The 15250-nt window shown below is 42.2% G+C and carries 14 protein-coding genes; 10 read left to right on the top strand and 4 right to left on the bottom strand.

What is annotated here, in order from left to right:
* The 4 genes from nqrE to nqrM all read left to right on the top strand — a co-directional run bounded on the left by nqrE (position 1) and on the right by nqrM (position 3305).
* The gene (gene nqrE, locus I3B46_RS04480) at positions 1–597 is read left to right on the top strand and encodes an NADH:ubiquinone reductase (Na(+)-transporting) subunit E (RefSeq protein WP_004923207.1); all 597 of its coding nucleotides are present in this window, start codon (positions 1–3) and stop codon (positions 595–597) included.
* Between the two features lie 15 nt (positions 598–612).
* Positions 613–1839 carry an NADH:ubiquinone reductase (Na(+)-transporting) subunit F gene (gene nqrF, locus I3B46_RS04485; RefSeq protein WP_004923204.1) on the top strand — a complete coding sequence of 409 codons (1227 nt, stop codon included), beginning with the start codon at positions 613–615 and terminating at the stop codon, positions 1837–1839.
* Positions 1840–2029: 190 nt separating this feature from the next.
* Complete coding sequence (locus tag I3B46_RS04490) at positions 2030–3061, top strand: FAD:protein FMN transferase (protein WP_036943998.1); 1032 nt, start codon at positions 2030–2032, stop codon at positions 3059–3061.
* A 16-nt stretch (positions 3062–3077) separates the two neighbouring features.
* On the top strand, positions 3078–3305 hold the full coding sequence (gene nqrM / locus I3B46_RS04495) for a (Na+)-NQR maturation NqrM (RefSeq protein ID WP_004923200.1): 228 nt from the start codon (positions 3078–3080) through the stop codon (positions 3303–3305).
* Positions 3306–3433: 128 nt separating this feature from the next.
* On the opposite strand, the gene I3B46_RS04500 is transcribed toward nqrM, so the two are convergent.
* From I3B46_RS04500 to I3B46_RS04510, 3 genes are all read right to left on the bottom strand, one after another.
* Complete coding sequence (locus I3B46_RS04500) at positions 3434–4345, bottom strand: glycerophosphodiester phosphodiesterase family protein (protein WP_104872928.1); 912 nt, start codon at positions 4343–4345, stop codon at positions 3434–3436.
* A 26-nt stretch (positions 4346–4371) separates the two neighbouring features.
* Positions 4372–4902: an RNA polymerase sigma factor gene (locus I3B46_RS04505; protein WP_004923195.1), complete on the bottom strand. Its 531-nt coding sequence runs from the start codon at positions 4900–4902 to the stop codon at positions 4372–4374.
* A 77-nt stretch (positions 4903–4979) separates the two neighbouring features.
* The gene (locus tag I3B46_RS04510; protein ID WP_231405896.1) at positions 4980–7280 is read right to left on the bottom strand and encodes a TonB-dependent hemoglobin/transferrin/lactoferrin family receptor; all 2301 of its coding nucleotides are present in this window, start codon (positions 7278–7280) and stop codon (positions 4980–4982) included.
* A gap of 174 nt (positions 7281–7454) precedes the next feature.
* Here I3B46_RS04510 and dinB point away from each other — a divergent pair, with 174 nt between their 5' ends.
* Complete coding sequence (gene dinB / locus I3B46_RS04515; RefSeq protein WP_014656663.1) at positions 7455–8510, top strand: DNA polymerase IV; 1056 nt, start codon at positions 7455–7457, stop codon at positions 8508–8510.
* Between the two features lie 73 nt (positions 8511–8583).
* Here dinB and pepD read toward each other — a convergent pair whose 3' ends face one another.
* Positions 8584–10044 (bottom strand): beta-Ala-His dipeptidase, encoded by a 1461-nt coding sequence (pepD, locus tag I3B46_RS04520; protein ID WP_004923192.1) that lies wholly within the window; start codon positions 10042–10044, stop codon positions 8584–8586.
* 262 nt (positions 10045–10306) lie between these two features.
* On the opposite strand from pepD, the gene gpt reads away from it, so the two are divergent.
* The 5 genes from gpt to proA all read left to right on the top strand — a co-directional run bounded on the left by gpt (position 10307) and on the right by proA (position 15147).
* A complete protein-coding gene (gpt, locus tag I3B46_RS04525; RefSeq protein ID WP_004923189.1) occupies positions 10307–10771 on the top strand; it encodes a xanthine phosphoribosyltransferase in 465 nt (154 codons plus the stop codon).
* Positions 10772–10949: 178 nt separating this feature from the next.
* The gene (frsA, locus tag I3B46_RS04530; RefSeq protein WP_004923186.1) at positions 10950–12200 is read left to right on the top strand and encodes an esterase FrsA; all 1251 of its coding nucleotides are present in this window, start codon (positions 10950–10952) and stop codon (positions 12198–12200) included.
* 70 nt (positions 12201–12270) lie between these two features.
* Positions 12271–12672, top strand: a complete 402-nt coding sequence (gene crl, locus I3B46_RS04535) for a sigma factor-binding protein Crl (RefSeq protein WP_004923183.1) — start codon at positions 12271–12273, stop codon at positions 12670–12672.
* Positions 12673–12787: 115 nt separating this feature from the next.
* Complete coding sequence (gene proB, locus I3B46_RS04540) at positions 12788–13891, top strand: glutamate 5-kinase (protein WP_014656662.1); 1104 nt, start codon at positions 12788–12790, stop codon at positions 13889–13891.
* 2 nt (positions 13892–13893) lie between these two features.
* On the top strand, positions 13894–15147 hold the full coding sequence (gene proA / locus I3B46_RS04545; RefSeq protein WP_004923180.1) for a glutamate-5-semialdehyde dehydrogenase: 1254 nt from the start codon (positions 13894–13896) through the stop codon (positions 15145–15147).
* Positions 15148–15250: the final 103 nt, after the last annotated feature.

The following is a 15250-nucleotide window of genomic DNA, read 5'->3' on the forward strand; positions in this document are numbered from 1 at the left end:
ATGGAACATTATATTAGTCTGTTCGTAAAAGCCGTGTTCATTGAAAACATGGCATTGGCATTCTTCCTCGGTATGTGTACATTTTTGGCAGTATCGAAGAATGTTAAGACAGCTTTCGGTTTAGGTATTGCTGTTACCGTGGTGTTAGGTATTTCTGTACCTGCCAACAACCTTGTGTACAACCTAGTACTGCGTGATGGTGCATTAGTTGAGGGGGTCGATTTATCTTTCCTTAACTTTATTACCTTTATCGGGGTTATTGCAGCACTGGTGCAAATTCTGGAAATGATTTTAGACCGTTATTTCCCGTCACTTTATAACGCATTGGGTATCTTCCTGCCGTTGATTACCGTTAACTGTGCAATCTTTGGTGGCGTCTCTTTCATGGCTCAGCGCGATTACAACTTTAGCGAATCTATCGTTTATGGATTCGGCTCAGGTATCGGCTGGATGTTAGCAATTGTGCTGTTAGCATCGATTCGTGAAAAGATGAAATATTCAGATGTTCCGGCGGGTCTGAAAGGCTTAGGTATTACCTTTGTCACCACCGGTTTGATGGCACTGGGCTTTATGTCCTTCTCCGGTGTGCAGCTATAAAGGCGAGAAGAATTCATGGATATTATTATTCTAGGCGTAGTGATGTTTACCCTGATTGTCTTGGTGCTAACAGGTCTGATCCTGTTTGCTAAATCCAAGTTAGTCAATACAGGGAACATCAAAGTTGAAGTTAACGGCGACCCTGATAAGAGCTTTGAAGCTCCCGCAGGTGACAAGCTGTTAGGTATGTTATCTAACCAAGGGATTTTCGTTTCATCTGCTTGTGGTGGTGGTGGCTCCTGTGGTCAATGCCGCGTGAAAATCAAAGAAGGTGGTGGGGATATCCTGCCAACAGAGCTTTCTCACATTAATAAACGTGAAGCGAAAGATGGTTGCCGTTTAGCTTGTCAGGTGAACGTTAAACAAGACTTAAAAATTGAGTTACCAGAAGAAATTTTTGGAGTGAAAAAATGGGAATGCGAAGTTATTTCTAATGATAACAAAGCAACTTTCATTAAAGAACTGAAACTGAAAATTCCTGAAGGTGAAGTCGTACCATTCCGTGCAGGTGGTTACATTCAGATAGAATGTCCACCACACGTAGTGAAATATGAAGATTTTGATGTTCCAGAAGAGTACCGTGAGGATTGGGATAAATTTAATTTGTTCCGCTATGTTTCTGAGGTAAAAGAACCCACAGTTCGTGCTTATTCAATGGCTAACTACCCAGAAGAACACGGGATCATCATGTTGAACGTGCGTATTGCTACACCGCCACCACGTAATCCAGATGTTCCACCGGGCATCATGTCATCTTATATTTGGTCGCTAAAACCGGGTGATAAAGTGACAATTTCTGGGCCATTTGGTGAATTCTTCGCTAAAGAAACCGATGCAGAGATGATCTTTATTGGTGGTGGTGCGGGGATGGCACCAATGCGTTCACATATTTTTGATCAGTTAAGACGTCTAAATTCGAAACGTAAGATCAGCTTCTGGTATGGTGCTCGTTCTAAGCGCGAAATGTTCTATACAGAAGACTTTGATCAATTAGCGGCTGAAAACGAAAACTTTACTTGGAATGTTGCACTTTCTGACGCATTGCCGGAAGATAATTGGGATGGTTATACCGGGTTTATTCATAATGTATTGTATGAAAACTACCTGAAAGATCACCCAGCACCAGAAGATTGTGAATTCTACATGTGTGGGCCACCAGTGATGAACGCTGCGGTTATCAAGATGCTTAAAGATCTTGGTGTAGAAGATGAAAACATCTTGTTGGATGATTTCGGTGGTTAAGTACCCTAGAGTTGTTTGTATATACTTTAAATAATTCGAGGTACAGCGAGACGGCAGGCCAATGAGTGACTAGGAATTTAAACAGCTTTGTGACTCGTGTGAATGAATGCCATCAATAATGTTGAAACTTGAAGTATGGCGAGTATAGCGCCCACTTGTGTGGGCGCTTATTATTGAAGCAGAGAAAATTATGCTGAACAGAAAAGTGATTACCCCAGTGCTGCTATTTGCAGCGACACTATTGTTGGCTGCCTGCGGTGGGCCTGAACAGGCAAACCTTCAGGGTCAGACAATGGGAACCTACTATTCCATTAAATATGTTGCTGAATCTTCATCGCCAAGCAGTGAATCTATCCAAGCTGAGATAGATAAGCGCTTAGAAGAAGTGAATGATCAGATGTCAACTTATCGTCCAGACTCGGAATTAAGTCGCTTCAACCAATTTAAAGAGGTTAATGTTCCTTTTCCTGTTTCAGCAGCAACAGCGAAAGTTGTTAAAGAAGCCATACGCATTAATGAATTAACTAATGGTGCATTAGATGTCACGGTAGGGCCGTTAGTCAATTTATGGGGCTTTGGGCCAGAAGGGCGAGTAACCAAAGCACCAACAGATAGTGAATTGGAGAAACGTCGTGCATGGGTTGGTATAGAAAAGCTGTCTGTGCAGGGCAATAACTTAATTAAAACTATCCCTGAATTGTACGTTGACCTTTCTTCGATAGCAAAAGGCTATGGCGTTGATGTTGTGGCTGAATACTTGGAGTCAATTAATATCAATAATTATATGGTTGATATTGGTGGTGAAGTACGTACAAAAGGGAAAAATGGTAAAGGTGCACCTTGGCGGATTGCGATTGAAAAACCACAAACCGATGGCGTAAACCAAACGGCTCAGGAAGTGATTGAACCTGGTGATATGTCTATAGCTACCTCTGGTGATTATCGAAACTATTTTGAACAAGACGGTGTGCGCTTCTCTCATACCATCGACCCAAAAACAGGGATGCCAATTAAACATAACCTCGTTTCGATTACGGTACTGGCACCAACTTGCATGAGTGCTGATGGGCTATCGACCGGGCTTAATGTATTAGGGCCTGTTGAAGGTTTTGCCTTAGCTGAAAAGCTCGATATTCCTGTGTTTATGATCATTAAGACAGAAAAAGGCTTTGAAGAGCGTTATACTAAGGCATTCGAGCCATTTTTACAGAAAAAGCAGTAATTAGGAGGATGTAAGAATGCTAAATGTTTTTATTGCAGCTTTCGTCCTATTCCTACTGGCATTTCTCGGTATGTCACTAGGGTATATTATTAAGCGCAAAAGTATTCAAGGTAGCTGTGGTGGGTTAAGCAGTATTGGTGTTGAAAAAGTCTGTGATTGCCCTGAACCTTGCGATGCCCGTAAAAAACGTATGGCACGGGAAGAGGCTCGCCAAAAGGCACTTGAAAAACACCGCATTATTTAAATAGTCGATATTAGTATGATGACAGCCTTAACTGCGAACATTCACAGTTAAGGCTTATTTTTTATTTGGCGGTCTAATTAAGACAGATAGCTTTAACGTAAAACCGATTAGATAAAGCCAGCTAAAATTTACTTAATGATTTCGCTTTTAAAAGTTTTAGGGGAATCAACCATCACGGCATCCGCACCAATTTCTTTAGCTAATTGATAATCTGCCGCACTATTGACACCAAATAGAACAATGTAGGCCTGACCATTTTTTCTAAAGCAATCAATGGCTTCTTTATCCCATGACAACGTTGCAGGTGAGCGAGCCTCTCCTAACGTATATTTCTCTACAACCTCGACTTTACGGTGTAATTCAAAGCCATACCAACGCGATTTAGATTGTGCATCACTGCTGATTGAACAATGATGATTCATCGCGCTATTCGCTAAGATAGTGCGTGTTTCATCACGGCTTTCAAAGGTATTAATTTTATCGGAGCGCTTGGTTAGGGCTTTTACAAATGCATCATTGGTTGAATAAAACCGAGTATTTTTAAAAGCATTATTTTTTTCGAGCAGGGAGTACACCGCTTCTGCTTGAGTATCTGGATCGGCGTCAGGTGATTTTAAATCAATATAAAACGCAGTATCTGGATATTTTTTAAGAACGGATCCAAGTGTTGGGATCGTGGTTTGCTGTAAAGGTAATTGAAGATGAGCCTTTTTATTAAATTGATGGGCGGCATTGAACGTTGTGAGTTGTTGAGCGGAGTAATCGGAAATAACCCCTTTTTTATCGGTTAATGCCTCTAACTGGCTTGGCCGATATAGAACAAGTTGATTATCTTTAGAGAGTTGGACGGTTAGCCAAATAATATCGGCGCTATTTTTTTTAGCCAGTTCAATTGCATAAAGCGTATTTTCTGGCGCATCTGCCGTTCCTGCTCTATGGGCAACAATTTGTGGTGATTGAGCGGCTGCACTGTAGCTGGCAAGAAACAATAAACTGATAGCCACCCCTTTTTTAATAGATGGCATTGCTGTTTTTGTCATATTTATTACCTATAATAATAGTTATCTCAATGAGTTAAATACGTTTCAGTGAGCTCTTTTTGTAATACTTTTCTTGCTACTTGTAAGTAGTACTTGATTGAATTAGGACTAACTTTTAACTGAGTTGCAATTTGTTGGTATGTCATCCCTTCAAATTGCGCGAGTAAATAAGCTTGTTCCATATTTTCAGGTAGTTTGGCAAGTTGCTCAGACAGTAATTGCAATTGCTCTTCGACTACTAACTGAGTTTCTAAATTCCACTCTGGCTCAGGCTCCACCAGCAAACGTTGATATTCCGCTTCGATGCGTTGCCGACGATAAAAATTAGCGATGTTGCGTTGTGCCAGTGTGTACATAAAGGCTCTCGGAAATTGCAAAGTTTGGCAGCGATATGTTTCAATCGTATGAACAAAGACATCCTGTAAAATTTCGTTTGCGATATCGCTATCAGGTGTGCGCGCAAGAATATAGCGAAATAGGCTAGGGGCGTGCTGTTGCAAAAGTTGGCTTTCTTCTGCCAAGTCGCTATTTTCTATAGAGGGGGTGTGTGTTGTCATAAATAAAAATAATTATTATTATCATTTTTATTTTATTGTCAATTATGGACTCTCAGAGATGAGAGTCCATCGATTGCTTAGAAGTACTTGGTGATACTTAAGCGAACATCACGACCAACGCCTGAGACAGACTCCCCTAAGTAGGGATAGTAGTCACGGTCAAAGAGGTTAGTCGCGGTCACTCTAATATTGGTATCTGGAATAAATTCAGGCTGCCATTGCGCAAATGCACCATAGAGTGCATAGCCTTTCGACTTTGGGTATCCCCATGAATCGGCTTTAGGATCTCTATCTGCGGGAGAGCGGACTTGATGACCAACAAAGTCACCGGTGAGACCAAAGTTGGCATTCCATTGAGGGAGTTTATACCCCAACATAACATGTAAAGTATCTGGTGGGATCTCACCAATCCATGTTTTTTGCCCAAACCAAGGGTCTCGAGGGGAAGCGTCACGTTCACCCTTGATGGCGGAGTAGGCCATTTTACCGAATACATTCGGGCTATCATAAAATAGCTCAATTTCTAAGCCCTCAATGGTGTAACCGGGTAAGTTACGGTAATTGGATAAGGGGCGACCACAATCGCCAGTACCATTTTTCTTGGCTTCACAGTATTCACCACGGCGGCGGAATATCTCATCCTTTCCTCTGTTACGAAAAAGCGTGGTTCGTATCTGCAGCTGATCATTGGCCTGTATGACTTGATCAAAGTCGAGTATTGCGCCTAAACGTACCCCATCCATGCGCTCCTTACCCAAGTTTCGACTACTTCCGGTTAAACTACTATTGGCAAATTGCACCTCATATTGTTCATCAATAACAGGTGCACGCCATGTGCGGCTAACATCCCCGAATAAAGTGAGATTCGGTGTCGTTTTCCAAAGAATGCCTAAGTGAGGTGAAATACCACTATAAGTGACAGAACGGTAGTCATGACCAATTAGCGGGTCTTGCTCCATATAGGTTGCGGCTAAGTTTCCTTTACCTTTGTTCTGCACATAGTCATAACGTAAGCCCGGTGTGACAGTGAGTGTGTGCCAACTAATCGCATCTTGGAGATATACACTAGTGGTTTCTTGAACACCTGCTGGCATAAATTGTGGCTGATAATAACCATAGTTATATTTAGGGTTTTTCGCTTTTCCCGCATCAAACATCAAAATACCGCGATCATTTTTATGCCAACGAGCACCTATAGTAAGTTGATGTTCTAAACGACCAGTATCAAATAGACTTTCATTATGGATATCAAATAGCTGATCGGTATAGTCAACCCAACTTTTATTCCCTAAGCTGGAGGTTAAGTATTTTGAAGCATTTTCTGGTCGGGTATCATGCTGTTGACTCTTAGACCAAGCATAAGTTGTCGTTAGGTTGATCCAATCACTATTTTCAGGGATATAATTCCATTTCACACTATAGTTTTGATCTTGTTGATCCCGTTGGACCAATTTGCGTTTTATCGCACCGTCAAAACCATATTGCTCAATCTCTTTTTGCGTTGGTGTTGCTAACTCATCTCGTTTGGCTGCCCAAGGAACTAAGTTATCCGATTCGGAGCGCATTGCCGATAGACTGAGCGTGTGTTCATCATTGAGATAAAGGTTGGTTTTCAGTAAATAAGAGAGTTGGTCAGCTTGCGAAAAGCCAAATCGAGTGCCATCGGGGCGGCGTAAATCATCCCCTTTTCGTTTACTGACATACAGCAAACCATCTGCAACGCCATTTAATGTTTTACCATATAGTGCTGAACTGTAAATATTTTGGCGATCATTAGTGTGATAGCTATATTTGAACATAGCGCCAAAATGTTGATCGGCAAGTAGTAAGTCTGCGGGATCTTTGGTGGTAATTTTAACGGTTCCGCCGAAACCACCATTACCATCCATAATATTATGTGGTCCTTTATCTACGTCAATGCGTTTAATCAGCTCAGGCTCGATAAACACAGAGCCTTGGCGATATTTTTCAAACCCTTTAGGGGCATCATCAAGGGTCACTTTGACATCTTCCACATCGCCCATGCCCCAAATATTTAGGGTTTGTCCACCGGGGCGAGGTGAACCTGATGAGGAGATCCCCGGTAGCTGATCAACTAATTCTGCAAGGTTATTAGCTTGAGTACGCTCAATATCCTTCAGTTTTAATACAGAGCTACCGGCACCGACACTGGAATTTAAATTACCAACAACAGAGAGCGCGGGGAATTGAACGACATCATCTTGTTGTTTTGTCTGTTTAACCTCTTCCGATGTACTTTGCGCAAATGCAGAGGAGGTAACAACAAGTAATCCAGCCAGAGAAAGGTGATTAAATGTTGATAAAAAGAGATGTGTAGAGTTATTGATTTTAAACCATGAAATATAATTTTTATTCATTATTTTCCTACTAATTAACCATTCTATAAACATCTTTAATGAGTCGTTTTGAGGTGGTTTTTTGGGTAATAAAAATAATAATTATTTTCATCTATGTTGCTTGCTTGAGGAATAATTGCACAGTCTATAAATATACTGTATATTTGAACAGTGTTGTTTGTCGATCAGATTGCTATGCGTAAAATAATTCATATCGATATGGACTGCTTCTATGCAGCGATAGAAATGCGTGATGACCCAAGTTTGCGCAATATTCCAATTGCCGTCGGTGGGAGTGCTGACCGCCGTGGTGTCATCAGTACCGCGAATTATGAAGCGAGGCGTTATGGCGTACATAGCGCCATGTCAACGGCGGTTGCATTAAGGTTGTGTCCTCATCTGAAAGTTGTACCGGGTAGGATGGCCCTTTATAAAGAAACCTCTTTACATATTCATAAAATCTTTTCCCAGTATACGGATTTAATAGAGCCTCTTTCTTGGGATGAAGCTTATTTGGATGTCAGTGAGTGTGAGCATTACCACGGCTCAGCGACATTGATTGCCCAAGCCATTCGCCAGCAAATTTTTGATGAACTGCAACTCACTGCTTCGGCAGGGATAGCCCCAATAAAGTTTTTAGCCAAGATAGCGTCTGATCTAAATAAACCGAATGGCCAATACGTGATCACGCCTCAAGCGTTGCCCGACTTTGTTTGGTCATTGCCATTAAAGAAAATTCCTGGGGTAGGGAAGGTAACCGCACAAAAATTACTCGATATGGGGCTAGAAACTTGTGGTGATGTACAAAGTTATGATGTGGTTAACTTAATCAAAGTGATGGGGAAATTTGGTCAAGTCCTGTGGGAGCGTTGCCATGGAATTGATGAACGCTCAGTCAATCCCGATAGGCTACGTAAATCTGTTGGTGTCGAACGCACACTGGCAGAAGATATTCAACATTGGGAAGATTGCTTACCATTACTTAATCAATTATATGAAGAGTTGGAAGTCAGGCTTATGAAAGTGAAACCGGACCGCCGTATTGCTCGGCAAGGGATAAAAATGAAATTTAATGACTTTCAGCAAACAACTCAAGAGCATGCTTATCCCATTTTAGACAAGCAAGACTTAATATCATTAGCTAAGCAAGTGTGGGAGCACCGCCGTAAAGATCGAGGTGTTAGGCTAGTGGGCCTGCATGTAACGTTATTAAGCCCACAGATAGAAAGGCAATTATTACTAGATTTCTAAAAAACACCCGCCATTAATGACGCTGATCCCATAAAGCTAGACCGTTCATTAAGACGGGTATTTGAAGAAACAATTAGTTTTTAACAGGGATCGCTTTTAAGACCGCTGTTAATAATTTCCAGTATTCACCAACACTGGCGATATGTACTCGCTCATCAGGTGAGTGCGCACCACGAATGGTTGGCCCAATAGAGACCATATCCATATCAGGGTAAGGCTTCTTGAATAGACCACATTCCAGACCTGCATGGATCACCATTACATTAGGAATTTTACCAAACAGTTTTTGGTAAGTTTCGCTAACTAAATGCATAACGGGTGAGTCTGCATCGGGTTGCCAACCTGGGTAGCTGCCTTCTGCACGGTATTGTGCTTGTGCGAGCTTGCTCACCGATGTCAGCATATTCACGACATAGTTTTTACCGCTGTCGATTAATGAGCGAACGAGGAAAATCACTTCGGCTTTCTCTTCCGTCATCGTGACAACGCCTTCGTTAAGTGAGGTTTCTACCACACCTTTTGCGACATCGCTCATGCGGATCACGCCATTTGGCGCCGCATTTAAGAAGAACACAAAGCGTTTTTGGCACTCTTCAGTCAGCGCTTTCAAGTTGCTTTGAGTTTCTTCTAATAAAAGAACTAAGTTTGGCTCAACAACGGCCAGTTCATTTTTTAAGATGTCTTCATAGCGTGCTCTTAGGGCTGTTAGTTCAGCGACTTTATCCGCTGGAACAGCGATAATCACATGCCCTTCACGAGGGATAGCATTACGAACGGTTCCCCCAGTGAATTCTAACAGTTTTAAACCAAGCTCTTCTTGGTGGCCCGCAAGGAAGCGTGCCAACAGCTTGTTAGCATTACCTAAACCTAAATGAACATCACCACCAGAGTGACCGCCTTTTAAGCCTTTTAATGTCATGGTGAAGGTTTTGTAGCCTTGCGGTACGGCTTCACGAGTGAGGTCAAATGTTGTTGTAAAATCAACACCACCCGCGCAACCCATATAGATTTCGCCTTCTTCTTCTGAGTCAGTATTGATCAGAATATCCGCTTGTAGCCAACCTGCTTGTAAGCCAAAAGCACCGTCCATGCCTGTTTCTTCGGTCATGGTTAACAGTACTTCAAGTGGCCCATGTTCAACGCTATCATCTGCTAGCACCGCAAGGGTAGATGCCATTCCGATACCGTTATCTGCACCTAAAGTTGTGCCTTCTGCCGTGACCCACTCTCCATCAACGTAAGGGCGGATAGGATCTTTGGTAAAATCATGTACCGTGTCATTATTTTTCTGCGGAACCATATCTAAGTGTGCTTGCAGCACAACAGGTTTACGATTTTCATAGCCAGGTGTTGCCGCTTTGCGGATCAAGATATTACCGACTTGGTCACGTTCTACATGAAACCCTTTTTGTTTTGACCATTCGATAATGTGTGTTGCTAGCGCTTCTTCATGATGAGAAGGATGGGGAATTGAACAAATTTTGGCAAAAATATCCCATAATGGCTGTGGTGACAATTTGGCTAGTTCAGACACGTTAGATCTCCTTAAGCGACTTTGGTCTTATTTATTTTTAGCTACTTATTCTGCTTAAAAGGTGTGGCACAGATATTCAGGCCACACGATTGATTTTCTCAGCATACACCTAATTGTTATAAATAGTCAGTGTAAATCATATTAATTCATCACAATTATCCGTTTTTGCTGGTTTTTGCTGTGTCAAATCACTATAATCTCGCGCAACCTTTTTTCCGCAAGACACATTTCAGTATTACTCAGCAGTCGGGACCCGAATTTTATGAGCGAAAAATATGTCGTAACGTGGGATATGTTGCAAATACATGCCCGTAAACTCGCACAACGTTTATTACCAGTCGAACAATGGACCGGCATTATCGCGGTTAGCCGTGGTGGCCTTGTACCAGGTGCACTTCTTGCACGTGAATTGGGTATCCGCCATGTTGATACCGTATGCATCTCCAGCTATGACCATGACAACCAGCGTGAATTGAAAGTCATTAAACGTGCCGAAGGTGATGGGGAAGGTTTCATTGTCATTGACGACCTCGTTGACACTGGTGGTACTGCAAAAGCCATTCGTGATATGTACCCGAAAGCACATTTTGTGACAATTTTTGCAAAACCAGCAGGCCGCCCATTGGTGGATGATTATGTCGTTGATATTCCACAAAACACGTGGATTGAACAGCCATGGGATATGGGCGTGGTGTTTGTAAAGCCTTTGTGTGAGCAAGATAAATAAACCATAACGGTTTTGAGTTAGATCTAAATGACAGGTAAAAATAGCGCTAATATGGGGTGTGCCCTTTATTATGATGCTTAAAACATTATTACCTAATAAAATTAAACACGAAACGTTATGATAAGGGGGATGCAATGGCATTCCCTTTTTATTTTAGCTCAACCGACAGGTTATCAGGATGACTCAACAAAATCTCTCCGAAAAACTGTTCAAGCCAAAAGTTAAGCAAACTGAAACATCAACATTAGTTTCTTACTCCGCTTATAGCGCCCCTATTGTCAATAGCCATTCGGCATTAAGTGGTGCCCAGCACGCGGGCTGGTATCGTATGATCAATCGCTTGTTGTGGATTTGGCGTGGTATTGACGCTTTAGAAATTGAAGAGGTTTTGAGCCGTATTGCGGTAACAGAAGCCGAACGTAGTGATGAACATTTACTTGATACCATCATTGGTAATCGTCGCGGTAACTGGTGCTTTGAGTGGTCTCATCAAGCCATGCAATGGCAACAAAAAGCCTTGCAGTTTGAAGGAGGAGAAAAAGCCAGTCGGGCATGGTTGCGTGCTGCCAATTTGTACAGTATTGCCGCTTACCCTTTTATAAAAGGCGATGAATTAGCGGATCAAGCGATTCTCTTGGCATGCAAAGCCTATGATAGCGCCGCACAATTTTCGCGTTATAAACTGAAAAAAATCGCGTTTAAGGTCGATGGTAATAAAGAGGTATGTGGCTTTTTACATATCCCTTCAACGGGTCAGGGGCCTTATCCGACAGTCATGGTATGTGGAACGCTGGATAGTTTACAAATCGACTATTGCCGTTTTTTCCGTGACTACCTTGAGCCACTTGGTATTGCCATGTTGACATTAGATATGCCGTCAATTGGCTATTCAATTAAATATAAGCTATCCCAAGAAACCAGTGAACTCCATGAACAAGTGGTTCGCCAGCTAAACACAATCCCATGGATAGACCATACACGCTTTGGCCTTGTTGGGTTGCGCTTTGGCGCCAATGTCGCTTTAAGGCTTGCCTATATGTGCCCTGATAAAATCAAAGCTGTCGCTGTCTTAGGGCCAGTTGTACACAGTTTATTGCATGAAGAAAAATATCAGCGCGATATTCCACGTATGGAGCTGGATGTTTTCGCCAGTCGTTTAGGAATTTATCATGTTGATGGTGCGGCATTACGGCATGAATTAAGTTGCTATTCATTAAAAAATCAAGGGCTTTTAGGGCGTCGTTGTCGTGTGCCTATGATGTCGGTTTATTGGAAAGGTGATATTTATAGTCCTAAAGCAGAATCCGATTTGATCAGGCGTTCATCAATGGATAGCCATATATTAACCCTGCCAGAGACACCTGTTTTTGAAAACTTCCAAAAGTCACTGAGTGAAACAACAGATTGGTTAAAAAGTAAAATTGTTTAATTTTATTTAATAACTTGATTATTTTTTAACTTTTGTTAAAAAGGGATCTTCTCAAAAAGGAGATCCTTACATGGCGTTACCTACTGATTACTCTAATGGGAAGTATTTAAAGAAGTTTTCTGCTTTAGGACCTTATCTACGAGAAAAGCAATGTTTAGATGGTTGCTATTTTTTCGATAGCCTAACTGTTTGCGTTAATGTCAATTCAGCACCAGAAAGACGCGAGTTTTGGGGCTGGTGGATGCTATTATCGCCAAATGAAGATGGATTTGAGTATTCATACCATTTGGGTTTGTACAATGTTCATGGTACTTGGCAAGATAAGCCACTGAAAGATAATGCAACCCTTGATATCATTGAGCAGAACCTCATATCCTTCCATCAATCCCTTTCCAAACAACTTTCTGAGCTTGAGCTATCTTTGTTTCCTTCCGCAAAAATGGCAGAATTTAAATTGGAATTAAGCGCATAAAATTGTTTTAAGCCAACTTTTGTTGAATTTAGCGTTATGCCTGTTGGCATAACGCGCGCCAACTGATAAAAATGATACCTAATTTGTATTGATTAATTTTAATGGCAGAAAAATGATGAAAAATAGCCAGACACTTGTTGTTAAATTAGGCACTAGTGTATTGACCGGAGGCTCACGGCAATTGAACCAAGCTCATATTGTTGAGTTAGTCAGGCAGTGTGCGCAACAATATCAAAAAGGGCATCGTATTATTATTGTCACGTCTGGCGCTATCGCTGCTGGTCGTGAACACCTTAATTACCCCGAACTTCCAGCGACAATCGCGTCGAAGCAGCTTCTTGCAGCGGTAGGGCAAAGCCGCCTTATTCAGTTATGGGAACGTCTATTCTCTATTTATGGTATTCATATTGGGCAGATGCTGTTGACACGGGCCGATCTGGAAGACAGAGAGCGCTTTTTGAATGCCCGAGATACATTGCAGGCTCTGCTTGATAATGGCATTGTGCCTGTGATTAATGAGAATGATGCTGTCGCAACCGCTGAAATTAAAGTGGGGGATAATGATAATTTATCAGCCCTTGCCGCTATCCTTGGTGATGCTGACAAATTGCTATTATTGACAGATATTGAAGGGTTATTTGATTCTGACCCTCGTAGTAACCCGAATGCAAAACTGATCCCAGAAGTGTATGGCATCAATGATGAATTGCGTGAAATGGCGGGGGGAAGTGTTACTGGTTTGGGGACGGGGGGGATGGCAACTAAGTTGCAAGCCGCCGATGTTGCAGGAAGAGCAGGAATAGATGTCATTATTGCGGCAGGTAATAAGCCAGATGTGATCAACGCGGTGATTGAAGATATTCCAGTAGGCACGCGGTTTTATGGGCAGAAAAACCCAATGGAAAACCGCAAGCGTTGGATCTTTGGTGCTCCAGCGGCTGGCGATATATATATCGATGATGGCGCTCAACTTGCTATTATGGAAAAAGGAAGCTCCTTACTGCCGAAAGGCATCAAAAAAATTGAAGGTGATTTTTCCCGTGGTGCCGTTGTACGGATACGGAATATGGCAGGTAAAGATCTTGCTCACGGGGTCACTCATTATAATAGTGACGCTTTAAGAATGATTGCGGGCCATCATTCACAGGAAATAGGCCGCATACTGGGCTATGAACATGGCTCTGTAGCTGTCCACCGCGACGATATGATAGTGGGTTAATTATGTTAGAACAAATGGGAAAATCGGCTCGTGAAGCCTCATGGCAACTCGCCCAATTAAGTACAAAACAAAAAAATGCGGCTTTAGAGCAAATTGCTGATCTACTGGAACAAGAAAGTGCAGCGATTCTTGCCGCTAACGAAAAAGACATAGAACAAGCTCGTGCAAATGGGATGTCGCCTGCACTGCAAGATCGTTTATTACTAACGCCAGAGCGCCTAAAAAATATCGCGGATGATGTTAGAAAAGTGTGCCAATTAGCCGATCCTGTCGGGCAAGTGATTGATGGCAATCTGTTGGATAGCGGTTTAAATTTACAACGTCGCCGTGTGCCACTAGGGGTTGTTGGGGTGATCTATGAAGCTCGCCCAAATGTGACCGTTGACGTGGCTGCTTTATGCTTAAAAACAGGTAACGCGGCGATTTTACGTGGTGGTAAAGAAACGCATAATACCAATTTGGCTATCACAGATGTGATCCAAAAAGCATTAAAAAATAGCGGCATATCGGCGAATGCTATTCAAGCGATTAATAACCCTGATCGTGAATTAGTGGCGCAGCTACTCAAATTAGATCGTTATGTTGATATGCTGATCCCAAGAGGTGGAGCAGGGCTACATAAATTGTGTCGTGAGCAATCGACGATCCCTGTGATCACCGGTGGGATTGGTGTTTGTCACACATTTGTTGATGAATCAGTTGATTTTGATAAAGCAATCAACGTGCTGATTAATGCAAAAGTCCAACGTCCAAGCGCTTGTAATTCACTTGAAACCGTATTGGTTCATGAAAAAATTGCGGCGGCGTTTTTACCTCTACTAAGCCAAAAAATGGCTGAACAGCAGGTCACTTTACATGCCAGCAAGCAAGCTATGCCGTACTTGCAAAAAGGGCCTGCAAAAGTGGTCGATGTCACGCCTGAAAACTTAGTGGATGAGTGGTTATCACTCGATCTGAATGTTGAAATTGTCTCGGGGATTGATGCGGCAATCGACCATATTCGAACCTATGGCACCGCACACTCCGATGCTATTTTAACGGAATCTATCCGCCAAGCTGACTACTTTGTCCTACGTGTAGATTCTGCGGCAGTGTATGTCAATGCAAGTACTCGGTTTACCGACGGAGGTCAATTTGGACTAGGCGCTGAAGTTGCTGTGAGTACACAAAAACTGCATTCTCGTGGTCCAATGGGATTAGATGCCTTGACGACATACAAATGGATTGGTTATGGAGACTTCCTTAACCGAGCTTAAAAGTTAAATAATAATAATTAGGCCACACTTAGCGTGTGGCTTTGTTTTTATGATTATTGGTTGTTTTGAGACTAAAAAATCTATAACGCGTAGCGTATGCCTC

It is taken from the genome of Providencia sp. 2.29 (assembly GCF_015832305.1).
Classification (GTDB): Bacteria; Pseudomonadota; Gammaproteobacteria; order Enterobacterales; family Enterobacteriaceae; genus Providencia; species Providencia stuartii.

Excerpts from the sequence above, each read along its gene's own strand:
- frsA (WP_004923186.1), top strand. The coding sequence starts at position 10,950 with ATGACTCAACAAAATCTCTCCGAAAAACTGTTCAAGCCAAAAGTTAAG.
- I3B46_RS04490 (WP_036943998.1), top strand. The coding sequence starts at position 2,030 with ATGCTGAACAGAAAAGTGATTACCCCAGTGCTGCTATTTGCAGCGACA.
- proB (WP_014656662.1), top strand. The coding sequence starts at position 12,788 with ATGAAAAATAGCCAGACACTTGTTGTTAAATTAGGCACTAGTGTATTG.
- proA (WP_004923180.1), top strand. The coding sequence starts at position 13,894 with ATGTTAGAACAAATGGGAAAATCGGCTCGTGAAGCCTCATGGCAACTC.
- crl (WP_004923183.1), top strand. The coding sequence starts at position 12,271 with ATGGCGTTACCTACTGATTACTCTAATGGGAAGTATTTAAAGAAGTTT.
- gpt (WP_004923189.1), top strand. The coding sequence starts at position 10,307 with ATGAGCGAAAAATATGTCGTAACGTGGGATATGTTGCAAATACATGCC.
- nqrE (WP_004923207.1), top strand. The coding sequence starts at position 1 with ATGGAACATTATATTAGTCTGTTCGTAAAAGCCGTGTTCATTGAAAAC.
- I3B46_RS04500 (WP_104872928.1), bottom strand. The coding sequence starts at position 4,345 with ATGACAAAAACAGCAATGCCATCTATTAAAAAAGGGGTGGCTATCAGT.
- nqrF (WP_004923204.1), top strand. The coding sequence starts at position 613 with ATGGATATTATTATTCTAGGCGTAGTGATGTTTACCCTGATTGTCTTG.
- I3B46_RS04505 (WP_004923195.1), bottom strand. The coding sequence starts at position 4,902 with ATGACAACACACACCCCCTCTATAGAAAATAGCGACTTGGCAGAAGAA.
- dinB (WP_014656663.1), top strand. The coding sequence starts at position 7,455 with ATGCGTAAAATAATTCATATCGATATGGACTGCTTCTATGCAGCGATA.
- nqrM (WP_004923200.1), top strand. The coding sequence starts at position 3,078 with ATGCTAAATGTTTTTATTGCAGCTTTCGTCCTATTCCTACTGGCATTT.
- I3B46_RS04510 (WP_231405896.1), bottom strand. The coding sequence starts at position 7,280 with ATGAATAAAAATTATATTTCATGGTTTAAAATCAATAACTCTACACAT.